The organism is Cupriavidus sp. 05L310, from assembly GCF_056398185.1.
Map to the genome: position 1 here is coordinate 19,141 of NZ_JBFTOX010000054.1, position 23,164 is coordinate 42,304.

The following is a 23,164-nucleotide window of genomic DNA, read 5'->3' on the forward strand; positions in this document are numbered from 1 at the left end:
ATCAGGCGGCACGCAAACGCTGTCTCCGGACAGTCCTGCCGGAAGAGCCATCCGGCTTGCGCGCCTTGCAATTCCTTGCAAAAGTGCACCGCCGGACACGAATCCAACAGACTTTGGTTTTTCTTATTATTCTGGTTTGTTCTAACTGCGAACTTCAATTCGCAGAATGAACAGGTTACACTCCCTATCCGACGGTGGTCAAGGCGGCGGCAAATCGCTTGTGCGTTTGTCGGACACGATCGTAGGCCAGTTGAAAGCTACCTTGCGCACCTGCCCGCGTATGCCTGAGCAAACCATAGCTTACGCGCTTCGGGCTGCCGCGAGGCAGTCACCTCCCGCCCCTCATGGCAATTGCAGCTCGGCCCGGCTGCCGCCCGCCCCGGGACGGATTTCCAGGCGCACGTCGATACGCTCGCGCAGCTCGGCCACGTGGGAAATGATGCCCACCAGCCGCCCCGCCTGCTGCAGGTCGATCAGCGTGCGGATGGCGAAATCCAGGCTCTCGGGATCGAGCGTGCCGAAGCCCTCGTCGACAAACAGCGTATCGAGCTGGATCCCGCCCGCGCGCGACTGCACCACATCGGCCAGTCCCAGCGCCAGCGAGAGCGATGCCAGGAAACCCTCGCCGCCGGACAAGGTATTCGCCGGGCGCGTCATGCCGGTGTCATGGTCGAACACCTCCAGATCGAGCCCGCCGGCGGCGCGCTTGTCGCCCAGTTCGCGCACGCGCTGCAGTTCGTAACGGTTGCGGCTCATGCGCATCAGGCGCAGCGAGGCGGCTTCCAGCACCTCGTCGAGCAAGGTCGCCAGCACGAAACGCTGGAAGGTGATGCGGCGCGGATTGTTGCCGTTGGCCACTTCGGCCAGCCGCCCGAGCACCGCGTAGCTGCGTTCGATGTCCGCGCCCGCGGCAGCCAGCGCGTCCAGGCGCTGCTGGCATTGCAGCAGGTTTTCGCGGCTGCGGTTGAGGTCGGCCTGCTCCCGGACCAGCGCTTCGAGCGCGCTGGTGGCATCCGCCTGGGCCTGCCTGAGTGCCGGCAGGTCGGGCGCGGCCAGGTCGCGCGCGGCGACCGCGGCGCGCTCGCGCCGGTCCGCGGCGGCAGCCAGGTCGAGGTCGAAGCGATGGACGCGGGCGTCGAGTTGCGCCACCTGCGCGGCAGGCATCCGCGCCTCGGCATAGGCCTCGCGCGTGACAAAGCCCGCCTGCTCAAGCGCGTCTGCGAACGCTGCGCCAGCCTGCTGCTCGCGCAGCGCATGGCTGGCCAGGGTGGCTTGCGCGCCGGCTTGCGCGGCCTGGGCCGCGGCCAGGCCGGCGCCGGCCTGCTTGTCCGCCAACTGCGCGGCGGCCAGCGCGGCTTCACGCGCGGCCAGATCCTGCCGCGCCTGCCCCAGCGCGAGGGTGAGCCGCTCTGGCTCACGCCATTCGGACGGCACCTGGGCGCTGGCCGCCTGCCACTCGCCCTGCAGCTTGGCGTGACGCTGGCCGGCGTCCTGCGCAGCCGCGTCGGCTACGCGAATGGACGCATCGGCGGCGGCAAACGCGCCGCGCAGCCGCTCCAGTTCCGCTGCCAGCGGCGCGCACCGTCCAGCCGCCGCCCCGGCGGCCAGCTGCTGCGCGCGTAACGCCTGGATAGCCTCGGCCAGTTGCGCCTTGGCAGCGGCCGGATCCTGCGCCGCGCCTGCCGGCATGTCCGCGGCGGTCACGGCTTCGCGCAGTTCGTCCAGTTGCTCCTGACGGTGCGTCAGCGCTTGCTGCGCGGTTTGCGCCTGGCTGGCCGCGCTGTGCGCGGCCTGGTCGGCAAGCCGCGCGGCCTCGCGGGCGTGATCGAGCACTTCGTCGGAGACCGGGGCCTCGATAGGCCGGGCCATCTGAGGATGTTCGGCGCTGCCGCATACCGGGCACGACTCGCCGTCGTGCAGGCCCGCAGCCAGCCGCGCGGCTTGTCCTGCCCGCCAGGCCTGCTCCGTCTCGCGCAAGCGGAGCGCGCTTGCCGCCTGAAGTGTGGCGGCTTGCCCGGCAGCAAGCCGGCCGGCTTCGGCCTGGCGGCGCGCCTGTTCCCAGTGCGCCAGCGTGGCCGCGTATTTGTCCAGCGTGGCCGCCTGCTGCGCCAGGCCCGCCAGCCGCAGCTGGATCGTCTCTAGTCCGCGAGCGCCCTCCTGGGCCTGGGCCAGTTCAGCCTCCGCCTGTTTCAGCGCGGCAGCCGCTTGCTGCTGCGCCTGCACGGCACCAGCATGGGCCGCCGCCGATTGTGTCTGCCCACGGGCGGCGCTTTGCAAGTCCTGCCGCAGCACGCCAAGCCGTTGCGCCTGCGGCAGCATGGCCTCCAGTTCCGTCACACGCTTTTGCGCCGCCTGCCGATCGCTGGCGCGCGCCATTTCGGCTTCGAGCGCCGCCGCTGCCGCCGCCGACGCCACGGCGCTTTCGCTGGCGCGCGCATTCGCCGCGGCAAGCGCTTGCTGCGCCTGCAGGTGTTCCTGCGCAGCCTGTCCGAGATGCTGCTCGAAAGGCTGGACCTGCGCGGCCCGGCGCGCGGCCAGCAACCGCTGGCGCTCGGCTTCCACCTCGGGCCGCTGCGCCATCAGCGCGGCATGGGCAGCCTCGGTCTCGCGCTGTTCGCGCAGGCGGGCTTCTGTCTGCTCGCCTTGCTTGCTCGCCAGTGTGGCAAGTTCAAGCACGGTGCGCGCCGCGCCGTCGCGCTGCCTGAGTTCATCCAGCCGGACTTGCAACGCCGCTGCCTGCTCGCGCAAGGCGTCCACGGATTCCAGCTGATACTGCTGCAGCAAGGCCGTTTGTTCGATCCGCAGCCGCTCGGCCTGCTGGCGGATGCCGGCGGCCTGGCCCTTGAGCAGTTCTTCCACGCGCCGGTACAACTCGGTGCGGAACAAGCGCTCCAGGATCGCCTGACGGCTCTTGGAATCGGCAGTCAGCAGTTCGCGAAAACGTCCCTGCGGCAGCACGATCACCTGGCGGAACTGGCTGCTGTCGAAACCCAGCAGGTTGCGCACATGGTCATCGACCTTGTTGGGCTGGCTGGCCATGCTGGTCCAGCCACCCTCGCCCATGGTGTCGAGCTGGGCCTTGGGCGTTTCCTTGACAGTGCCCTCTCCGCGCAGCTTCGGCCGCTCCTGCGCGGGCGAACGCGTAGCCAGGTAGCGCTGGCCTGCCAGGCTGAATTCGAACGTCACTTCCGTGCGCAAACCCGGATCGGCGTTGGCGCTGCGCATGTCCTGCGCGCTGCGCTCGCCACCGGACGTATCGCCGTAGAGCGCGAAGCAGATGGCGTCGAGCAGCGTGGTCTTGCCGGCGCCGGTGGGGCCGTGGATCAGGAAGAAGGCACGCTCCCCAAGCTGGCTGAAATCGATCTCCTCGCTGGCGGCAAACGGGCCGAAGGCCTGCAGCTTCAGGCGTAGCGGTCTCATGCGGACTCCCTCTCGACGGCGGCCATGCCTTCCAGCAACTGGGCCAGCACGCGGCGTTTGTCGTCGTCCAGTTCTTCGTCCGCGACCTCCTTGAAGAAGTTGGCGAACAGCTCGGCGGTATCGAGCTGGCGCAGGCGCTGGCCCGGGGCGCTGGCTTCGCCGGATCGCGCCAGCACGGCGCGCTCGATGGCCAGGGCATTGGGATAGGCCTGGCGCAGGCGGGCCATCGGATCGAGCAACGCGCCGGTATCGGTCAGCACCGCGTGGATATAGTCGTCGCGGTGCGGGTCCTCCGCGCCATGCGCCAGCAGGTCGGCCAGTTGCCCTTCGATGATGCGCAAGTCGCGCCGGGGCGAGAGCGCAATCGGTTCGATCGTCACCGTGCCATCGCCCGCCAGCTCGATCAGCGAGACGGACTTGGCGTGCGTAACTTCGGACAGCGAGTATTTCAGCAGCGAGCCGGCGTAGTGAACGCGCTGGCCAAAGGTCTGCGGCCGGTGCAGATGGCCGAGCGCGACCAGGTCGAAGCCGTCGAACACACCAGCGGCAACGGCGCCGCTGCCGCCCACCGAAAGCGGCCGCTCCGATTCGCTGGCCTCGCCGCCGATCACGAAGGCATGCCCCACCACCACCGAACGCGCGTGCGCCGGATGGCTCGCGCGGATCGCTTCCAGGCGCGCCGCGAGCGCCGCCTCGTGGCCGGGCAGGTCCACGCCGAAGGCATCGCGCACCGCAGCGGGCTCGGCATAAGGCAAGGCATAGATCTTCACTTCGCCGTCCGGGTCGGACAAGGTCACGCAGGTCGCCTCGCGCTCGGTGCGGCCAGCCACATGCAAACCCTGCGCCGTCAGCAGGCGCGCGCCGAAACCGAGCCGCTGCGCGCTGTCGTGGTTGCCCGAGATCATCACCACCGGCACACCCGCGTCCACCACAATGCGCGCCAGCACGTCGTCGAGCAATGCGACCGCTTCGGGAGGCGGCACCGCGCGGTCATAAACGTCGCCGGCGATCAGCACCGCATCGGGCCGCGCGTCGCGCACCAGCGCGACAAATTGATCGAGCACCCAGGCCTGGTCTTCGAGCAGGCTGCGCGCGTGAAACACGCGCCCGAGGTGCCAGTCGGCAGTGTGAAGAAAACGCAATGTGAATCCCTTTGGTGGATGGCCGCAGTGAGCGCGAGTGAGCCGGGCATGGTCCGGAGCGGACCGCGCGACAGGCGCCATCATAACGTTGCCCGTTCGCCGTTCAGCTTCGGTTCAGCCCCTGCCACCCACAATCGCCTGCGTGCTGGTGCAAAAGCACCGGCTCCGGCACAATGGCCCGGCCAGGTGGCCGCCCCCCAGCCGGTACGTTCCAATCATTCTTGAGAGAGAAACCATGAAACGCATCCTGATCGCGGCAGTTCTGACGGCTACGGCCGTCATGGCACAGGCACAGTACGTAGGCCCTTCCACGGTACCGGCGACTACCGTCAAGGCCCTGGCGGAGCAAGGCAAGGACGACCAGCACGCCGTGCTGCGCGGGAAAATCGTCAACAACGTCGGCCACGAGCTCTACCAGTTCGACGACGGCACCGGGCAGATCCGGATCAAGATCGACAAGAAGCTGTGGCCGGCCGGCCAGCCGGTGGATGCGTCCACCCAGGTGGAACTGCTGGGCGAATACGACAAGGAACTCTTCGGCGACTCGAAGTTCAAGGTCAAGCAGATCCGCATCCTGTAAGGATGCAGGCACGATGCCCGGAGAGCCCGGGCATCGGCATGCTTACTCCTGGATATTCGCTTCGCTGACGATCTTGCGGTAAGCCTCGGTTTCCTTGGCGATAAACCCACGGAAGGCGACCGCGTCCTTTGCATCGACGTCCACGCCAGCCTCGGACAGCTTGTTCCTGACCTCCGGCGCATTGATCGCGCGGGCGAGCGCGTCGGCCAGCTTGTCGGTCACCGCCTTGGGCGTATTGGCCGGCGCGAACAACCCGAACCACAAACGCATATCGACACCAGCCAGCGCTTTGTTCTCCGCCAGCGCGGGGATATTGGGCGCGGCATGCGAACGCGTGGCCGAAGTCACGCCGATCGCCTGCAGCTTGCCTGACTTGATCTGCGGCAGCGCCGTCGACAGCACCAGCACGCCCAACTCGATCTGGTTGGCCATCAGGTCGGCGATCGCCGGCGCGCCACCTTTGTAGGGGACGTGGGTCATATCCACCGTGCTGGCGCCGCGGATCAGTTCGCCCGACAGATGCAGCGGCGTGCCGATGCCCGAGGTGCCATAGTTCACCGCCTTCCTGCTCTTGGCCAGCGCCAGGAAGCCATCCACGCCACGAATGCCCGATTGCGCGCCGGACACCAGCACCATGGGCTGCGAGCCGACCATGCGCAGCGGCACCAGATCGCGCTGGCCGTCGTACTTGATCTTCGGGTTGGTCAGCCTGGCGATCGAGATTTCACTGTTGGAGCCCAGCAGCAAGGTATAGCCGTCGGCCGGGGCGTTGATGGTCTTGATGGCACCGATGGTGCCGCTGGCGCCCGGCGCGTTGTCCACGACCACCGAAACCCCGAGATCCTGGGCAAGACGCTGGCTCAGCACGCGCGCCACCATGTCGTTGCTGCCGCCGGCGGCGTAGGGCACGACGATGGTGACCGGGCGTTCCGGATAGCCAGCGGCACCGGCGGGCGCGGCGGCAACGGCAAGAGTGAGCGTAACGGCGGCGCACAGCGCCGTGGCAAGGGCCTTCTTCATCGGATTCCTTTTCTGCGCCAGGGGCGCTCCTATCTCTGTGTCTTGTGTAGTTTGTGTGTCTTGCGTGATGCGAAGGATCGGCGGATTACCATCCCGGCGTGCGGTCCGCAATATACATGCCATCCAAAAATCTAGCCAAGTCTCATTTACGATGACAGATGAATGGAGATTGTCCCCTCTTACCCACCAGAAATGCACATTGATTCACAACGCCCGAGCACTCGCGGGCGCATCGGCGTCGTCGCCGCGTTGCCCTGACCAGCCAGGCCTGCAGCAAGGGAAAGCCCGACAGCGTTGCTTCCTGGCTCGATACATCTCTCCCCATGCGACGGCGGACCGTGCTAGGATAGGCCCTGTCTTATTTTTGAGATTTTCACAAGATGGACGCTCTCCTTGCCGCAGGCCCACCCGTTGATTTCGTCGAGATCGGCAATCGGCTGCGCGCCTATCGGCTGGGGGCGGAGATGCGGGCGGAGGCCATTGCGGAGCAGCTCGGCGTGTCGCGCGCAGCGATCTACCGCATGGAAAAGGGCGACATTGTCAAGATCGAGACGCTCGGCCGGCTGGCGCGGCTGCTTGGCACTTCGCTGGCGTCGATGCTTGGGGTCGAGTCCGAGTACTACCACTCGGCGGTGGCCTATATCGAGCGCATGCGCCAGCTCGAACATGGCGCGACCCGCATCCTTGCCCATTTCGAACCGGTTTCCTACCTGCTGACATCGCCCCACTACGCCGGCCATCTGCGGCAGATGCTGGCCGAGAGCCCGCAGCCGGCGCCGGCGGCGACCATCGATGCCTTGCTGGCCCTGCTGGAGGAACGCAAGCAATCGTTCGCGCGCAGCGTGCCGCCCATTACCAGCCTGATCGACCTGCGCTCGCTCGAGCGCTTCGTGCATTTCGGGCTGGTGGGGCGCCTGGACCTGCCGCCGGCGGTGCGCATGGAACGCTCGCTGGCTGCCCGGCGCGAGATCGAACGCGTGATCGAGCTGCTCGACGCGCAGCCGATCGGCCTGCAGATCGGCATTGTCGACGGCAGCATGCCCAATGTCACCTTCCAGGTCTTCGAGCGGCCGGGCAAGGCCTACGTGGCAACCAGCCCGTTCCGTTTCGGAGAGTTTCCCAATGTCTCCACCGGCATCGCCACGGTGACGGCCGCGCCCGAGGCGGTACGGCTCTACACCGCCATGGTCAATGACCTGTGGCAGCGCGCCTATAAGGGACGCGATGGTGCCGCGCTGCTGCGGCGCATGCTGAACAGCGTATGAGCGGACACGCGGATCCATCGCCGGCGCGTCCCCTCACCTTGTATCCGACCCAGTTTTCACTAGCCCACATTGCGCCATGACGCTTGAAACCACCCTCCAGCAATTCCAGGACTCGCTCCCTGGCACCGACGCCTTCGTGACGGTGAAGAACGCCACGCGCGAACTGATCGACACGGATCCGGCGCACGCTGCTGCCTACTTCCTGCTCTACGGCTTCGCCCGCTCCTACGTGCTGCTGTACGAGGACCAGGCGGTGACCATGGACTTCGCCGAAGCCGCCAGGCAGGAACTGCTCGGCTATATGCAAGGCATCGCGCGCACCCTGCACGGTGAGCCCGCCGCGCTGGTGGCGGAAATGAACCGCATCGTGAGCGCTTACCAGGGCGGCAAGAGGACCTTCTGAGGCGCCAGCGGACGGTACCCTGGCGGCGGACCGCGTTTGAGCGCGGCCTGCCGCTGCCGGTTCTATCAGAACACGCATTTGGGAAATTTCCCAACGCATTGCAGATTTTTCCGACGCTTCGCGGATTGAATACGAATGACACTTATTCTTATTCAATCCACCGCAGCCGACGGAGAATCATGCAAAGCGCCCTAGTTATCAGGACCAGAAGAAAGAAGCACGCGATCCCGCGCCTCACGGGCGCGGTTGGCGCCGCCATCGCGGCCGCGCCGGTGGCCGCCCAGGCAGGCGGGGACCTGAAAGTGGCAGCGGTTGAGTTGCCGCCTGTCACCGTCAGCGGCTCGCAGCACAGCGAGTTCAAGGCTGACGGCACCTCGTCGATCAAGACGCCCGGACCTCTGCTCGACATCCCCAAGTCCATCACCGTCATCCCGCACGAACTGATCCAGAGTACGGCGTCGACCAGCCTCAGCGAGGTATTGCGCTCCGTTCCCGGTATCGCCTTCGGCGCCGGCGAGGGCGGCAACCCGGTCGGCGACCGGCCGTTCATCCGCGGCTACGATGCGCAGGCCAGCACCTTCCTGGATGGCTTCCGCGACATCGGTGCGCAGTCGCGCGAAATGTTCAATATCGAATCGGTGGAAGTCACCAAGGGCCCCGCCGGTGCTTACGACGGACGCGGCTCGGCCGGCGGCAGCATCAACATCGTCAGCAAGGCGCCCAGGCTCGGCAACTTCGCCGAAGGCAACTTCGGCGTTGGCAACGCCAGTTACAAGCGCGCCACCGCCGACGCCAACTGGCAGTTCGGCGAACGCACGGCCGTGCGCATGAACGCCATGTATCACGATGCCGGCGTGCCCGGCCGCGACGCCACGCACCAGGAGCGCTGGGGCTTTGCCCCTTCGGTGGCTTTCGGCCTTGGCACCGATACGCGGCTGACGCTGTCCTACTACCACATGGAATCGGACGGGCTGCCCGACACCGGCATGCCCTACAACAATCCGAACTTTGTCCCGCGCACCGATGGCCGCCCGCGCACGCGGCTGGCCGGCGACGGTTCGCCGCTCAAGGTGCCGCGCAACACTTACTACGGCCTGGTCGACCGCGACTTCCGCAAGGACAGTGCGGACGTCGGCACGATCCGCTTCGAACACGATTTCAGCCCCGCGCTCAAGTTCCGCAACCAGACGCGCATCGCCCGCACCATGCAGGACTATCTCTGGACGCGGCCCGACGGCAGCTTCGATGGCAATATCTATTACGACATGGTCTGGCGCCGGACCAACCAGCGCCACGGCATATCCAATACGCTGGCCAACCAGACCGACCTGTCTGGCGAGATCCTCACTGGCACCCTCAAGCACAAGTACGCCTTCGGCGTGGAGTTCTCCCAGGACAAAAGCGAAAACGATAGCTACGACGTAGCCACAGGCAACAAACGATGCCCAAGTGGTCCGGGCGCGGCCAGTGGCTACAACTGCACCACCTTGTACAGCCCGAACCCGAACGACCCGTGGAACGGCCGGATCACCCGCACCTACAACCCGACCAACCACAAGGCCACCACCGCATCGGTCTACGCCTTCGACTCGATCGAGCTCAACAAGCAATGGCTGGTGAATGCCGGACTACGCCTGGACCGCTACCGCGGCGAGGTTCAGACCTCCCGAGCCAGCAGCGGCGCCGGCCAGCGCAGTACGTATGCGCGAGACGACAATCTCTTCAACTACCAGTTCGGCGTGGTCTATAAACCGGTGGAAAACGCCAGCATCTACGCGTCCTACGGTACCTCGTCCACCCCCGCAGGTGCCGTGGTCGGGCAAGGCAGCGAGCCGAGCGGGCTGGCGCCGACCAAGGCAGGCAGCGCGCTGTCACCCGAGAAAAATCGCAGTTTTGAACTCGGCACCAAGTGGGATGTACTGCACAAGCGCCTGGCACTAACCGCCGCCATCTTCCGGGTGGAAACCACCAACGCGCGCATCACCCTGGAAGACGGCCTCGCGGCCATGGCCGGTAACAAGCGTGTGGACGGCGTCGAACTTGGCTTTTCCGGCAACGTCACCGACCAGTGGGCGGTCTTCGGCGGCTACACCCACCTGAAGAGCGAACTGCGCAACAACGGCGGATCCGGCGCCGACTTCGGCGCGAGCGATGGCCACGCCTTCCCCAACACGCCATCGGACAGCTTCAGCCTGTGGAGTACCTACCAGCTATTCCCCAACCTCACCCTGGGCGGCGGCGCTTACTACGTATCCAAGGTGTGGGGCAGCCAGGCCCGCAACAATTGGGTGCCGGCCTACTGGCGCTTCGACGCCATGGCCGCCTACCAGTTGAACAAGAACGTGTCGATGCAGCTCAACGTGATGAACCTGGCCGACAAGGTGTACTACAACCAGGCCTATCCGGCGCACTACGCCTCGATTGCCCCCGGGCGCACTGCGATTCTCAACGTGAACCTGCGCTATTGAACGCCGGTTAACACGAAGAGCCATGGCCACCCGCGCGGGTAGGCCATGGCAGGCAGCACCTGTCGCCAAGCCAAAATGTAACGTTTTCGCTACAGACGTTTCATATGTATGTCTTGACGGACATATAAACACAAATGATAATCCCTCTCATTCGCAACATTATTCAAGCAATCGGGGATTTTTGTGCAAACCGCTGTCGTTATCAGGAAGAACAAAAAACACAACGTCATCCCGCGCCTCTCCGGTGCGGTAGGCATGGCCGTGGCAGCCGCTCCGGTGGCTGCCCAATCCGCTGATACCAAACTGGCAGCGGTCGAATTGCCGGCGGTAACCGTCAACGGCGCATCGGAAAGCGGCTTCAAGGCGGATACCGCTTCGTCAATCAAGACGCCCGGCGCCCTGCTCGACACGCCCAAGTCGATCACGGTCATTCCGCAGGAAGTGATCCAGAGCACCGCTTCGACCAGCCTGAGCGACGTGCTGCGCACGGTACCCGGCATTTCCTTTGGCGCCGGCGAAGGCGGCAACCCGGTTGGCGACCGGCCTTTTATCCGTGGCTATGACGCGCAGGCCAGCACCTTCCTGGATGGCTTCCGCGACATCGGTTCGCAGAGCCGTGAATTGTTCAATGTCGAGTCTGTCGAGGTCACCAAGGGCCCGGCTGGCGCCTATGACGGCCGCGGCTCGGCCGGCGGCAGCATCAATATCGTCAGCAAGGCGCCCAAGCTGACCAGCTTCGCCGAAGGCAACATCGGCGTCGGCAATGCGGAGTACAAGCGCGCCACCGTCGACGGCAACTGGAAGTTCGCCGAACATGCGGCCTTCCGTTTGAATGCCATGGCTTACGATGCCGGTGTCGCCGGGCGCGATACCACCCACCAGAATCGCTTGGGCATTGCACCGTCCGTGGCGTTTGGCCTGGGTACCGACACGCGCCTGACGCTGTCCTACTACCACATGCAGTCTGATGACACGCCAGACACCGGCATCCCCTATAACAACCCCACCTTCAACGCCCGCACCGACGGCCGCCCGCGCACGCGCGTGGCCGGCGACGGCTCGCCGGTAAACGTGCCGCGCAACACCTACTACGGCCTGGCGGACCGCGATTTCCGCAAGGACAACGCGGATATGGGCACGATCCGCTTCGAGCACGATTTCAGCCCGGCGCTCAAATTCCGCAACCAGACCCGTATCGCACGCACGACGCAGGACTACATCTGGACCCAGCCTGACGACAGCCAGGGCAACCTGTACTACGACATGATCTGGCGCCGCGCCAATACGCGCATCTCCACCGCCAATACCATCGCCAACCAGACGGACCTGTCCGGCGAGTTCGCCACCGGTTCGATCAAGCACAAGTACGCCTTCGGCGTGGAGTTCGCGCAGGAAAAAAGCCAGAACGACACTTACAACGTGGACACGGGCAACAACCGCTGCCCGAAGGGCCCGGGCGCGGCCGGCGGCTACAACTGCACCACGCTGTATAGCCCGAACCCGAGCGATCCCTGGGCCGGCGCGATCAGCCGCGTGAACAACCCGACCAACTCGAAGACCAACACCAGCTCGGTCTACGCCTTCGACTCGATCGAGCTGAACAAGCAGTGGCTGGTCAATGCCGGCGTGCGCTTCGACCACTACAGCACCGAGTTCCAGGCAGCCCGCGCCGCCAACGGCACCCGCGCCGAGTATGCACGCGACGACAACCTCTTCAACTACCAGTTGGGCGTGGTCTACAAGCCGGTGGAGAACGCCAGCTTCTATATCTCCTACGGCACCTCGTCGACGCCGGCCGGCTCCTTCCTGGCCCAGGGCAGCGACGGCAACGCGCTGGCACCGGATCGCAATGGCCGCAATCCCGGTTCCAACCTTGCCCCCGAAAAGAACCGCGCCTTCGAAATCGGCACCAAGTGGGACGTGCTGCGCAAGCGCCTGGCGCTGACCGCGGCGATCTTCCGGGTGGAAACCACCAACGCCCGCATCACGATGCAGGATGGCACTGCTGCCATGGCCGGCGACAAGCGCGTTGATGGCGTGGAACTGGGCTTTTCCGGCAACGTCACCGACAAATGGGCTGTGTTCGGCGGCTATACCCACCTGAAGAGCGAACTGCGCAACAACGGCGGGGCCGGTTCGGCCTTTGGCGCCACCAACGGCCAGTCCTTCCCCAATACGCCTGCGGACAGCTTCAGCCTGTGGAGCACCTATCAACTGTTCCCCAACTTCACGGTGGGCGGCGGTGCCTACTATGTGTCCAAGGTGTGGGGCAGCGAAGCCAGCAACAAGTGGGTGCCCTCCTACTGGCGCTTCGATGCGATGGCTTCGTATCGCATCAACAAGAACGTGGCGCTGCAACTCAATGTGATGAACCTGGCCGACAAGGTCTATTACAACCAGGCTTACGCCAGCCACTATGCGTCGATCGCTCCCGGACGCCAGGGCATCCTGAGCCTGAACGTGCGCTATTAAGCGGCCGCAAGCGCCCGGCAAACACCGCGGCGCCGGCACACGGCACACCACCCTCGCGGCGCGGTGTGCCGTTTTTACTTTATCCGCCCCGCATGGACACACTGCACACACTCCCCTTCCGCATCGCCTCCCCAGGCGAACTCGACCAGCTCGGCGCCGCCGGGCTGGCGGACAAGCTGCGCGAGCCCCCGCGCCTCGCGCTGCCCTGGCTGGGCGGTGCGGCCGTGCAGGGCAACCTCGATGCGCAGATGATCCTGGGCCAGTGGTTCCTCGCCGGCCACGGGCTTGACCGCGACGATGCGCGCGCCTTCGCCTGGTTCAAGCACGCCGCGCACGCGGGCCATGCCGGCGCCGCGAACATGGCTGGCCGTTGCTATGAAAACGGCTGGGGCACCACGCAAGACGACAACGCAGCGGCGCAGTGGTACACACTGGCCGCGCAACGCGGCTCCGACTGGGGCATGTACAACCTGGCCACCGCGCTGGTGCTCGGCCGCGGCATAGCCGCCAGCCGGACCGAAGCGCTGGACTGGTACCGGCGGGCCGCCGGCATGGGACATGCGAAGTCGCTCAACATCGTGGGCGGCTTCTACGAAGACGGCTGGGAAGTCGAACGCGACGCGGCCATGGCGATGGACTACTATCGCCGCGCGGCCGAGGGCGGCGACTTCCGTGGCCAGTTCAACTATGCGCGCGCGCTGGCGCTGTGCGGCCAGGAGCACGAGGCCATCCGCTGGGTGCGAGAGGTGCCGCGCACCGCCACTGCGCCCTTTGTCGAAAAGATGCTCGACTTCCTGCGTGACGCGCCCGACGCGGTGCTTAACCGGCTGTTCAGCCACGCGGACGCCGCCGCGCGGCTCAGCTCACGCGAAAGCCGATCTTCAGCGTGACCTGGAAGTGCGCGACCTTGCCATCGGCAATGTGGCCGCGCGTCTCTACCACTTCGAACCAGTCGATGTTCTTGATGGTTTCGCTCGCCTTGTCGATGGCACTACGGATCGCCGCATCGCAACCGTCCGGCGATGAGCCAACGATCTCGACCAGCTTGTAGGTGTGGTTTGACATGTCCGCTCTCCTTGGCCCGATGGCCGCAGACGATCGTGCACGCCGGCCAGTCCGGTGCGCGCGATACACCCCTCCATCATAGGCAGCGGGCAACGCAAAGCCCAAGCGCGGTTACGCGCTGACAAGGGATTGTTGCAGCGCTCACCGGGCCAGTGCCGGATCATGCCGAAGCGGCCCCCGATACGCCGGCACGCCGGCGCGCGGGAAGGCCCGGCACGGCACGGCGCCGCCCGGCGATGTCCTCCTCCAGCCATTCGGCAAAGGCGCGCACCGCCGGCGGCAAGTGGCGCCCCGCCATGGTCTGGATCTGCAGGGCGCGCTGCTGCATGGCCCGGCTGGCGATCGGCACCAGTACGCGGCGCTCCGCGCGCAGGTTGTTGCGCACCGCCAGGGACCCGGTCAGGTACACCGCATCCGCGTACGCCTGATAACCCACCAGCGCGCTCAGCGAATTGCTGCTGAGCAATATGCGCGGGCGCAGGCCTTCCAGCCCGCAGGCCAGGTCGAATAGCTGGCGGATGGTATTGGTCTCGCTGGGCAGCGCCAGCGGGTATGCCACCACCTCCTTCAGGCTGGCGCGCTTGAGCGCCGCGAGCGGATGCTTGCGCGCCACATAGGCATAGACCGGCGCAGCCTCCGAATACACTACCTCGATGCCCTCCTGCGCCGCGATGGCAAACGTCAGGGCCAGATCGGCCAGGCCTTCGCGCACCATGCGCGTGGCGGCGGCAGGGGCGCACACTTCCAGAGAGAAGCTCACACCGGGATAGCGGCGCTGGAACAAGGCCATTGCGTACGGCATGTAGTCGCGCGCAAAGCCGTCGGTGCAGGCCAGCCTGACCGTGCTGTGCGCCACGCTGAGCAGACCCTGCAGGTCAGCCTGCAAGGTCTGCGCATCCAGGAAGGCGCGGCGCCCGTATTGCTGCACCACGAGGCCGGCCTCGGTCAGCCGCATGCCGCGCGGCTCGCGCTCGAACAGCGGCGCGCCCAGTTCGGCCTCGAGCCGCGCCACCTGCCTGCTGATCGCCGATACCGCCACATGCAGCGAGGCCGACGCCGCGCTGAGCGAGCCGCGCTCCGCTACTTCCAGGAAATAGGCGAGAGGAACGGCGTGGATCGACGTGAGCTTCATGGTTGCTGTTTCGCTGGTGGGGAAGACAGGCCGCTGCCACCGCCAGCGGGTGCGTCGGCCTTTGCGCAATGATAAGCCCGCGCGGTATTTGCCTTGCCGATTTTAGAAAGCAGCTTTCTGTCCGCCCCGGGCGCCGATGGTGCCGAAATGCCGCCCATTGCCGCCGCTGCGGCACCTTCTCGCGCAAACGGCACCTCGGCGGTGCGGATAATGCGCCGCGCCACGCCATAGGTGTGCGCGAAGCCGCCCGCGAGCGCCGGGAACGCTGTTGGCATTGCGACACGGCCCACGCCAACGCAGGGACGGCTGCCATTATCGTTATGCCATGCCCCTGCCTCGCTCTGCCTTCCGGACCACAGCTTGATGCGTCGCGGCGGGTCGAGAGAGAGCACCACAAGCCAACGAAGGAGACCAGGACCTCATGGAAGACATCTGCTACCTCGGCGCCGTGGAGATGGCCGCCGCCATCCGCAGCCGCGAACTGGGCGTGCGCGAAGCCGTCAGCGCGCACATTGCGCGCACCGAACGCGTCAACCCCGCCATCAACGCCATCGTCACCACCACCTTCGAGCAGGCGCTGGCCGCCGCCGATGCGGCCGACACGGCGCTGGCGCGCGGCGCCGCGCCCGGCCCGCTGTTCGGCCTGCCGGTGGCGCACAAGGATTCGTTCCTCAGCGCCGGGGTGCGCACTACCTTCGGGTCCGCCGTGTACCGGGACTTCGTGCCGGTCCAGGACAGCGCCGTGGTGGCTCGCCAACGCGCAGCGGGCGCCATCATGCTGGGCAAGACCAACCTGCCGGAGTTCGGCGCCGGCTCGCACACCTTCAACGCTGTATTCGGCGCCACCCGCAACCCTTACCGGCACGACGTCTCCGCCGGCGGCAGCAGTGGCGGCAGCGCCGCCGCGCTGGCCGCGGGCATGGTCGTGCTGGCCGATGGCTCCGACATGGGCGGCTCGCTGCGCAACCCGGCCAGCTTTTGCAATGTGGTGGGCTTGCGGCCTTCGATCGGCAGGGTGCCGATGACGCCGGCCAGCCATGCGTTCAACACGCTCACGGTGGGTGGACCGATGGGCCGCTCGGTGGCCGACGTGGCGCTGATGTTCAGCGTGCTGGCAGGCGACCATTCCGCCGACCCGCTGGCCATGGCCAACGGCGCGGCGGAATTCGCCGCGCCGCCCCGCCTCGATGGCAAGGGCCTGCGCATCGCCGTCAGCCCGACGCTGGGCGGGCTGCCGTTCGAGCCGGCGGTGAGCCGCATCCTGCAGGATGGCATTCGTCACTGCCAGGCGCTGGGCTGCACGGTGGATGAAGCCGAGCCGGACTTCAGCGGCGCGGACCATGCCTTCGAGGTGCTGCGGGCGCTGGCGTTCGCGACCAACTACGGCCCCGCGCGGGCCGAGCACGGCGAACTGATGAAGGACACCGTGCGCTGGAATATCGACCTGGGACTGACCCAGGACGGCGCTGCGATAGCCGAAGCCGAGCGTGCGCACAGCCGCATGTTCGCGCGCATGCAGGCGCTGCTGGAACGCTACGACTTCCTGATTGCGCCGGTGTCGCAGGTCCTGCCGTTCGCGGTCGAAACCGAATACCCGCAAAGCATCGATGGCGTGGCCATGCCGAGCTATATTGGCTGGATGCGTTCCTGCTACCGCATCACCATCACCGGGCATCCCGCCATCTCGGTGCCTTGCGGCTTCACGGAAGACGGCTTGCCGGTGGGCCTGCAGGTCGTCGGCAAGTATCGCGGCGAACGCGCGCTGCTGGCATTCGCGCAATTGTTCGAGCAGGCCAATCCGGCCGGGCGCATCCGGCCGGCTTTGTAAGGGGCCATGGCTGGCGGCGGCCATTCGATCCCATCGACCACATTGATCGCAACACCAAGGGGAAACACAGATGTTTGCAACGCGCATGACGAGATGGACCCTGAATGGCACCGGCAGCGTGGCCCGGGGCTTCGCGCTGGTTGTGGCGGCCTGCGCGGCCCTGGCTGCCGCCTGGCCGGCGCTGGCCGCGCCGTACCCGGACAAACCGGTCAAGCTGGTGGTGCCGTTCCCGCCCGGTGGCTCCACCGACGTGCTCGCCCGCCTGGTGGCGCGCAAGCTCGGCGAAGTCCTGCAGCAGTCCGTGGTGGTCGAGAACAAGGCCGGTGCCGGCACCATCGTCGGCGCGGACTACGTGGCGAAATCCGCGCCGGATGGCTATACCCTGCTGCTCAGCGCGGCCACCACGTTCACCGTCAACCCGGTCACCTACTCGCGCCTGCCCTACGATTCGCTAATGAGTTTCGAGCCGCTTGGCATGGTGGGCTCGACCGCGCTGGTGCTGCTGGCCAACCCCGCGGTCAAGGCGGATACGCTCAAGCAACTGGTAACCGTGGCCAAGGCCACGCCGGGCGGCATGTCGTACGGTTCCTATGGTGCCGGCACCACCGCGCACTTTGCCGGCGAGATGATCAACGCGGCCACCGGCATGGGCTTGCTGCACGTGCCTTACAAGGGCAGCGCACCGGCCATGGCCGACCTGATCGGCAACCAGATCCCGCTGTCGGTCGATACCGTGGTGGCGGCGGCCCCGCAGATCAAGGGCGGCAAGGTCAAGGCGATCGCCGTCACCAGCACCACGCGCTCGATGCTGCTGCCCCAGGTGCCAACCGCGATCGAAAGCGGTTTTCCCGGCGTGTCGCTCAGCACCTGGTTCGCCATCGTCGCGCCCAAGGGGATTCCCGTCCCGGTACGCCAGACGCTGGAGACCGCCATCGCCAGCATGATGAAAGATCCGGCGCTGCAGCAAAGCATGACCGCGAACGGATTCGAGCCGGAGTACGGCAGCGCCGCCGAGTACCGCGCGCGCGTCACCAGCGAGATCGCGCGCCTGCGCAAGATCGCGCAGGCGGCGAATATTCACGCGGACTAAGCCGGTATCAGCCTCGCATGGCTCCATGCGAGGCGGCCCGCTCGCGAAAGAACGTCTCGAAGAATTCCACGCAAACGCGAATCTTGGCCGAACTGGTCAGGCGCGACGGGTACACCGCCCAGATATTCGCGTCCTGACCGCACTCCGGCAGGATCTGCTCCAGTTCGCCGCTGGCCAGCATCGGGCCCACATCCCACAGTGAACGCAGCACGATGCCGCGTCCATCCATCGCCCAGCGCACCACGACCTCGCCGTTATTGGAGGACAGCGGCCCGGTGACCTTGACGGTGTGCTCCGCGTTGCCGTTACGCAGCTTCCACACGCCAAAGGGATGGTCGCGCTCCTTGATCACCAGGCAGTCGTGGCTGGCCAGGTCGGCCAGCGTGCGCGGCCGGCCGCGGCGTGCCAGGTAGGCGGGCGACGCGCACAGCACGCGGCGGTTGTCGCCCAGCCGGCGCGCGATATGGTGCGGCGCGATCTCATCGCCCACGCGGATGTCGAGATCGAAGCCTTCGGTCGCCACGTCAACGAGCCGGTCGAACACTTCGAAGCGCACCTGGAGCGCGGGGTACAGGGTGGACAGTTCCGAGATGGCCGGCGCCACCACCCGGCGCCCGAAGCCAAAGCTGGAGCAAACCCGCAGCAGGCCGCGCGGGTTGCGGCGCGTGCTGGAGACTTCCTCGTAGAGATGATCGATATCGTCCAGGATCCGCTGCGCCAGCGCGTAGACCCGCTCGCCCTCCTCGCTCACCACCACGCGGCGGGTGGTGCGGTGGAACAGCTTGACCGCAAGCGCAGCTTCCAGCATATGGATGCGCTTGCTGATATAGGCCGGCGACACGCCAAGCGCCTCCGCGGCGGCGGAGAAACTCGACTTGCGGGCGACTTCGATGAAGACGCGCAGGTCCTCGTTGAGCAGGTCATTCTTCACGAAGTGTGTTTTATCGGTTCACGGATTGGCCGATTATATTCCGACGGGAATTCCTTACCATGGGCCATCCCAATCCAGACTGTGAACCATCCGCCATGACAACCACCTCCCCCGCACCCTTCCGCATTGCCGTCATCCCTGGCGACGGCATCGGCAATGAAGTCATGCCCGAGGGCCTGCGCGTACTCGAAGCCGCCGCCGAGCGCTTTTCGCTGGGCCTGGAATTCGTGCGCTTCGACTGGGCGCATTGCGACTACTACCTGCGGACCGGCGCCATGATGCCCGCCGACTGGCGCGAGCAGTTGGAAGGGTTCGATGCGATCTATTTCGGCGCCGTGGGCTGGCCCGCCAAGGTGCCCGACCACGTCTCGCTGTGGGGTTCGCTGCTGAAGTTCCGCCGCGACTTCGACCAGTACGTGAACCTGCGCCCGGTGCGGCTGTTCGAGGGCGTGCCCTGCCCGCTGGCAAACCGCAAGCCGGGCGATATCGACTTCTTCGTGGTGCGCGAGAACACCGAGGGCGAGTACACCTCGCTGGGCGGCCGCATGTTCGAGGGCACCGAGCGCGAGGTGGTGCTGCAGGAATCCGTATTCAGCCGAGTCGGCACCGACCGCGTGCTGCGCTATGCCTTCGAACTGGCCAACTCGCGCGCGCGCCGGCACCTCACCGTGGCCACCAAGTCCAACGGCATTGCGGTCAGTATGCCGTACTGGGACGAGCGCACCGACGCGATGGCGCAGCACTATCCCGACGTGACGGTGGACCGCCAGCACATCGACATCCTCACCGCACGCTTTGTGCTCCAGCCCAACCGCTTCGACGTGGTGGTGGCCTCCAACCTGTTCGGCGACATCCTTTCCGACCTGGGCCCCGCCTGCGCCGGCACCATTGGTCTGGCGCCCTCCGCCAACCTCAACCCGGACCGCAAGTTCCCGTCGCTGTTCGAGCCGGTGCATGGCTCCGCCCCCGACATCTACGGCAAGGCCATCGCCAACCCGATCGCCATGATCTGGTCCGGTGCGTTGATGCTGGAGTTCCTCGGCGGCGCCGAAGGCATGGATGAAGCCGGCAGCGCGCGCTGCCGCGAGGCGCACGACGCCATCGTGCGCGCCATCGAGACCGTGCTGGCGCGGGGCCCGCGCACACCTGACCTGGGCGGCGACGCGCATACCGGGGACGTGGGCGAGGCGATCGCCGCGCTGGTGCGCCAGGCCGATGCGCAAGCCCTCGCCGCCTGAAGCGCTCTGGCCGTGCCTCGCGCCGCGGGGCGCGGCGCTATTTCACCTTGCCGGTCGCCTTGCCCGTCGCCTTGCCCGTCGCCTTGCCGGTCGCCTGGACGGCCACGATCACGTGCGTCGGCTGCCCGGACTCTTCGTCGCGGCATAGCGCGGCCCGGATGCTGACCGGCAACTGCCGCCCGTCCTTGCGCACAAGGCGGGCTTCGAACGCGCAACGCTCCTCGCTACCCGTCAGCAGGGCCTGCAGCGCTTCGCCATCGCCCGCCAGCAGATCTGGCAAGGTGATATCCGCCAGCTCCGCCTCCGCATAGCCGAGCATGCCGGTCAGCGCCGCGTTGACCGACTCCCATTGCCAGCCGATCCCGATCAGCGCCATGCCTTCGGAGGCAAGCTCGAAGACCGCGCGAAAGCGCGCCTGCTGATCGCGCAGCGACTGCTCCACCTTCTTGCGCGCGGTGTTGTCCATGCTGATGCCGACCATCTTGACCAGGCGGCCTTCGACATCGCGGATCGGCGTCGCGCGCGAGGAAATCCAGCGGATGCCGCCATCCGGCGGCAGGATGCGGAAATCGAACTCGTGCGGCTCGCCGGTGCGCAGCGAGTCCTCGTAGATCCGCTCCATCATCGGGATATCGTCGGGGTGCGCGCGCTTCCAGAAGTCGGCATTGCTGGCGATCGGCCAGCCGTACACGCTTTCCACGTTCGGCGAATAGGTGACGGCATCGGTGATGAGGTTCCACTCCCAGGTCACGATGCGCGCGGCCTCCTGCGCCAGCTTCATCCGGGCTTCGCTATCCATGATCTCGGCGGTGTACTTGCGCCGCACATCCGTCATCGTCATCGGCAACGGCACGGCGCTGGACGACTCGGCCTCGCGCTGGGCCTCTTCGCCGTAGCGCAGCCAGATCCAGTTGACGTTGAGGAACGCGGCCAGCTTGCGCAGGTTGTCATAGTCGATCTCGCCGCCGCGCGTCCATTTATGGACGGCGGGGCGCGACAGCCCCAGCGCGGTGGCGACGGCCTGGAGCGTGAGCTTCTTGTGCTCGAGCAATTCCTTCAGGCGGAAAGCAAAGCTGTTTTCTGTCATGGTAGCGGCCGCATGAGCCTGGGTCACCCGAGGTCAGGCCAGTAACGAATCCTAAGAGTCCGAAAGGATACACCGCCGACACGCGAACACCTTCCGCAACGCGTCCCGAACGCGCGGCACGGCACGAAGTGCATCGTTCTCCACGCCCACCCCGGCATTTTTCAGGAGCGCGCACAGGTAAAGCGAAATCCCGCTTGTGCAAGCCGGAATTCTTCCTTAGACTACGCTTCGTTAACCAATGGTTATTGTAACTTATTGGTTAACTTTCCAAAAATCATCAAGGAGCCCGGAGAAGGCCCCATGCCCCGCAACTGCCAACCATTCCGTGCGCACGGACGCATGGAGGAGGAGACTAAATTGAGTACTACAAAAAGCAGCAGGGACTTGTTCCTGACAGGCTGCACCGTGGCTGCGGTCGCCGCCACCGTGGTCGCCATGACCATGTGGCCCAGCCAGGCAGCCGCCACCGCGTCGCAACTGTTCAACTGGGCCACGCGCTCGTTCGGATCCTTTGTCCAGGTGTTCGTTTTCGGCTGCGTCATCGCCTGCCTGGCGCTGGCGTTCAGCAAGTACGGCAATGTGCGCCTGGGCGAAGGCAAGCCGGAATACGCCACGCTGTCGTGGGTTTTCATGTTCATCTGCGCCGGCATGGGGTCGTCGACCATGTACTGGGGCGTGATGGAATGGGTCTATTACTACCAGTCGCCGGGCCTGAACATCGCCACCGGTACGCGCCAGGCGCTGGAGTACAGCATCAGCTATTCGTTCTTCCACTGGGGCCTGAGCGCCTGGGCGGTCTACGCCCTGCCCTCGCTCGCCATGGCGTATCACTTCCATGTGCGCAAAAACAAGGGCCTGAACCTGGCCTCGATGGTGCAGGCCGTGACCGGCTTCAAGGCCAGCGGTCCCGTGGGCCGGGCGGTGGACCTGATCTTCCTGCTGACCATGTTTGGCGCACTGACGGTATCGATCGCCCTGACAGCCTCCACCTTCACGCGCGGCCTGTCGGGCCTGAGCGGTGTGCCCGATACGTTCGTCACGCAGTTGATCGTGATCGTCGGCGTCTCCGTGATCTTCTCGCTCAGCGCCTATGTCGGCATCGACGGCGGCATGCAGCGCCTTAGCCATATGGTGTGCTGTGGCGCGCTGCTGCTGGCCGCCGTGGTGCTCGCGGTGGGCCCGACGCTGTTCACTGCGAACAATGTCGTCAACGGCCTGGGCCTGATGCTGCAGAACTACATCCACATGAGCCTGTTTACCGATCCCACCGGCGACGGCACCTTCAGCCGCGGCTGGACGGTGTTCTACTGGCTGTGGTGGGTGTCGTACTCGCCGGGCGTGGCGATGTTCGTGGCCCGCGTGTCGAAGGGCCGCAAGATCAAGGAAGTGATTTACGCGCTGTTGCTCGGCGGCAGCGTCGGTTGCTGGTTCTTCTTCGGCGCGCTGGAAAGCTACAGCATGCACCAGTACATCAGCGGCGCCATCGACGTGCCGCGCATCCTGAAGGAGCATGGCGGCGAATCCGCGGTGGAAATGCTGTTGCTGGCCTTGCCTGCCGGCAAGCTGTTCCTGGCGGCCTACCTGTTCATCATGATCATCTTCCTGGCGGCGCACGTGGATGCCGTGGCCTATGCGGTGGCCGCCACCACCACACGGAATATGCGCGAAGGCGAAGACCCCGCGCCAGGCAGCCGCGTGTTCTGGTGCGTGCTGCTGACGCTGGTGCCCCTGGCCATGCTGTTCACCAAGGCATCGCTGGACACCATGAAGACCGCCGTGGTGCTGACCGCGATCCCGTTCCTGGTGATCCTGGCCATCAAGCTGTTCGGCCTGTTCCGCTGGCTGCTGCAGGATTTCGGTACGGTGCCCGCGCACGACATCGAAGCTGGCTTCGTGCCCGAGCGCAACGCCGGCGCCCCTGCGCCCGCCGGCCAGCCACCCGAAGCCCTCCCGCGCGACCAGTCCGCCGCCGCCACGCTTTGAAACGCCGGCCCGGCAATGGGTCTCCTTTTTGCCCGATTTG

At 66.2% G+C, this 23,164-nt stretch carries 17 protein-coding genes; 10 read left to right on the forward strand and 7 right to left on the reverse strand.

Going from position 1 to position 23,164, the window contains the following annotated elements; genetic code table 11:
- Nucleotides 1–342: 342 nt before the first annotated feature.
- Together AC1DS6_RS31555 and AC1DS6_RS31560 are read right to left on the reverse strand one after the other, a co-directional pair.
- Complete coding sequence (locus AC1DS6_RS31555; RefSeq protein WP_477103890.1) at nucleotides 343–3,420, reverse strand: AAA family ATPase; 3,078 nt, start codon at nucleotides 3,418–3,420, stop codon at nucleotides 343–345.
- Complete coding sequence (locus tag AC1DS6_RS31560) at nucleotides 3,417–4,562, reverse strand: exonuclease SbcCD subunit D (RefSeq protein WP_477103891.1); 1,146 nt, start codon at nucleotides 4,560–4,562, stop codon at nucleotides 3,417–3,419. Before AC1DS6_RS31560 ends, AC1DS6_RS31555 begins: the two co-directional genes overlap by 4 nt.
- Before the next feature lie 235 nt (nucleotides 4,563–4,797).
- On the opposite strand from AC1DS6_RS31560, the gene AC1DS6_RS31565 reads away from it, so the two are divergent.
- Nucleotides 4,798–5,142, forward strand: a complete 345-nt coding sequence (locus AC1DS6_RS31565; protein WP_441631919.1) for a YgiW/YdeI family stress tolerance OB fold protein — start codon at nucleotides 4,798–4,800, stop codon at nucleotides 5,140–5,142.
- Between the two features lie 42 nt (nucleotides 5,143–5,184).
- On the opposite strand, the gene AC1DS6_RS31570 is transcribed toward AC1DS6_RS31565, so the two are convergent.
- Nucleotides 5,185–6,162 (reverse strand): Bug family tripartite tricarboxylate transporter substrate binding protein, encoded by a 978-nt coding sequence (locus AC1DS6_RS31570; protein WP_477103892.1) that lies wholly within the window; start codon nucleotides 6,160–6,162, stop codon nucleotides 5,185–5,187.
- Between the two features lie 380 nt (nucleotides 6,163–6,542).
- Between AC1DS6_RS31570 and AC1DS6_RS31575 the strand changes: the two genes are divergently transcribed.
- The 5 genes from AC1DS6_RS31575 (at nucleotide 6,543) to AC1DS6_RS31595 (ending at nucleotide 13,660) form a co-directional block, all read left to right on the forward strand.
- Nucleotides 6,543–7,427, forward strand: coding sequence for a helix-turn-helix transcriptional regulator (locus AC1DS6_RS31575; RefSeq protein ID WP_477103893.1), 885 nt, complete (start codon nucleotides 6,543–6,545; stop codon nucleotides 7,425–7,427).
- A 76-nt stretch (nucleotides 7,428–7,503) separates the two neighbouring features.
- Complete coding sequence (locus AC1DS6_RS31580) at nucleotides 7,504–7,830, forward strand: hypothetical protein (protein ID WP_045235492.1); 327 nt, start codon at nucleotides 7,504–7,506, stop codon at nucleotides 7,828–7,830.
- A gap of 179 nt (nucleotides 7,831–8,009) precedes the next feature.
- The gene (locus AC1DS6_RS31585) at nucleotides 8,010–10,298 is read left to right on the forward strand and encodes a TonB-dependent receptor (RefSeq protein ID WP_441631914.1); all 2,289 of its coding nucleotides are present in this window, start codon (nucleotides 8,010–8,012) and stop codon (nucleotides 10,296–10,298) included.
- A gap of 255 nt (nucleotides 10,299–10,553) precedes the next feature.
- A complete protein-coding gene (locus tag AC1DS6_RS31590; protein WP_441631927.1) occupies nucleotides 10,554–12,770 on the forward strand; it encodes a TonB-dependent receptor in 2,217 nt (738 codons plus the stop codon).
- A gap of 92 nt (nucleotides 12,771–12,862) precedes the next feature.
- Nucleotides 12,863–13,660: a tetratricopeptide repeat protein gene (locus tag AC1DS6_RS31595; RefSeq protein ID WP_441631912.1), complete on the forward strand. Its 798-nt coding sequence runs from the start codon at nucleotides 12,863–12,865 to the stop codon at nucleotides 13,658–13,660.
- On the opposite strand, the gene AC1DS6_RS31600 is transcribed toward AC1DS6_RS31595, so the two are convergent.
- The gene (locus AC1DS6_RS31600) at nucleotides 13,629–13,835 is read right to left on the reverse strand and encodes a dodecin (protein WP_045235494.1); all 207 of its coding nucleotides are present in this window, start codon (nucleotides 13,833–13,835) and stop codon (nucleotides 13,629–13,631) included. The genes AC1DS6_RS31595 and AC1DS6_RS31600 overlap by 32 nt on opposite strands.
- Nucleotides 13,836–13,995: 160 nt before the next feature.
- Entirely contained in the window at nucleotides 13,996–14,967 is a 972-nt protein-coding gene (locus tag AC1DS6_RS31605) for a LysR family transcriptional regulator (RefSeq protein ID WP_441631909.1), read from the reverse strand.
- Nucleotides 14,968–15,388: 421 nt separating this feature from the next.
- Here AC1DS6_RS31605 and AC1DS6_RS31610 point away from each other — a divergent pair, with 421 nt between their 5' ends.
- Entirely contained in the window at nucleotides 15,389–16,795 is a 1,407-nt protein-coding gene (locus AC1DS6_RS31610; RefSeq protein ID WP_477103894.1) for an amidase, read from the forward strand.
- 85 nt (nucleotides 16,796–16,880) lie between these two features.
- A complete protein-coding gene (locus AC1DS6_RS31615) occupies nucleotides 16,881–17,885 on the forward strand; it encodes a Bug family tripartite tricarboxylate transporter substrate binding protein (protein ID WP_441631905.1) in 1,005 nt (334 codons plus the stop codon).
- A 7-nt stretch (nucleotides 17,886–17,892) separates the two neighbouring features.
- Here AC1DS6_RS31615 and AC1DS6_RS31620 read toward each other — a convergent pair whose 3' ends face one another.
- Entirely contained in the window at nucleotides 17,893–18,816 is a 924-nt protein-coding gene (locus tag AC1DS6_RS31620; protein ID WP_441631903.1) for a LysR substrate-binding domain-containing protein, read from the reverse strand.
- A 95-nt stretch (nucleotides 18,817–18,911) separates the two neighbouring features.
- Here AC1DS6_RS31620 and AC1DS6_RS31625 point away from each other — a divergent pair, with 95 nt between their 5' ends.
- Nucleotides 18,912–20,054, forward strand: a complete 1,143-nt coding sequence (locus AC1DS6_RS31625) for a tartrate dehydrogenase (protein ID WP_441631901.1) — start codon at nucleotides 18,912–18,914, stop codon at nucleotides 20,052–20,054.
- 37 nt (nucleotides 20,055–20,091) lie between these two features.
- On the opposite strand, the gene AC1DS6_RS31630 is transcribed toward AC1DS6_RS31625, so the two are convergent.
- Entirely contained in the window at nucleotides 20,092–21,141 is a 1,050-nt protein-coding gene (locus tag AC1DS6_RS31630) for a PAS domain-containing protein (RefSeq protein ID WP_441631899.1), read from the reverse strand.
- Between the two features lie 357 nt (nucleotides 21,142–21,498).
- On the opposite strand from AC1DS6_RS31630, the gene AC1DS6_RS31635 reads away from it, so the two are divergent.
- Nucleotides 21,499–23,124 (forward strand): BCCT family transporter, encoded by a 1,626-nt coding sequence (locus tag AC1DS6_RS31635; RefSeq protein ID WP_477103895.1) that lies wholly within the window; start codon nucleotides 21,499–21,501, stop codon nucleotides 23,122–23,124.
- Nucleotides 23,125–23,164: the final 40 nt, after the last annotated feature.

Bases quoted from the DNA above. Each gene is read 5' to 3' on its own strand.
- AC1DS6_RS31595 (WP_441631912.1), top strand. From the start codon at position 12,863: ATGGACACACTGCACACACTCCCCTTCCGCATCGCCTCCCCAGGCGAA.
- AC1DS6_RS31600 (WP_045235494.1), bottom strand. From the start codon at position 13,835: ATGTCAAACCACACCTACAAGCTGGTCGAGATCGTTGGCTCATCGCCG.
- AC1DS6_RS31570 (WP_477103892.1), bottom strand. From the start codon at position 6,162: ATGAAGAAGGCCCTTGCCACGGCGCTGTGCGCCGCCGTTACGCTCACT.
- AC1DS6_RS31590 (WP_441631927.1), top strand. From the start codon at position 10,554: ATGGCCGTGGCAGCCGCTCCGGTGGCTGCCCAATCCGCTGATACCAAA.
- AC1DS6_RS31610 (WP_477103894.1), top strand. From the start codon at position 15,389: ATGGAAGACATCTGCTACCTCGGCGCCGTGGAGATGGCCGCCGCCATC.
- AC1DS6_RS31580 (WP_045235492.1), top strand. From the start codon at position 7,504: ATGACGCTTGAAACCACCCTCCAGCAATTCCAGGACTCGCTCCCTGGC.
- AC1DS6_RS31555 (WP_477103890.1), bottom strand. From the start codon at position 3,420: ATGAGACCGCTACGCCTGAAGCTGCAGGCCTTCGGCCCGTTTGCCGCC.
- AC1DS6_RS31575 (WP_477103893.1), top strand. From the start codon at position 6,543: ATGGACGCTCTCCTTGCCGCAGGCCCACCCGTTGATTTCGTCGAGATC.
- AC1DS6_RS31630 (WP_441631899.1), bottom strand. From the start codon at position 21,141: ATGACAGAAAACAGCTTTGCTTTCCGCCTGAAGGAATTGCTCGAGCAC.
- AC1DS6_RS31615 (WP_441631905.1), top strand. From the start codon at position 16,881: ATGACGAGATGGACCCTGAATGGCACCGGCAGCGTGGCCCGGGGCTTC.
- AC1DS6_RS31605 (WP_441631909.1), bottom strand. From the start codon at position 14,967: ATGAAGCTCACGTCGATCCACGCCGTTCCTCTCGCCTATTTCCTGGAA.
- AC1DS6_RS31625 (WP_441631901.1), top strand. From the start codon at position 18,912: ATGACAACCACCTCCCCCGCACCCTTCCGCATTGCCGTCATCCCTGGC.
- AC1DS6_RS31585 (WP_441631914.1), top strand. From the start codon at position 8,010: ATGCAAAGCGCCCTAGTTATCAGGACCAGAAGAAAGAAGCACGCGATC.
- AC1DS6_RS31565 (WP_441631919.1), top strand. From the start codon at position 4,798: ATGAAACGCATCCTGATCGCGGCAGTTCTGACGGCTACGGCCGTCATG.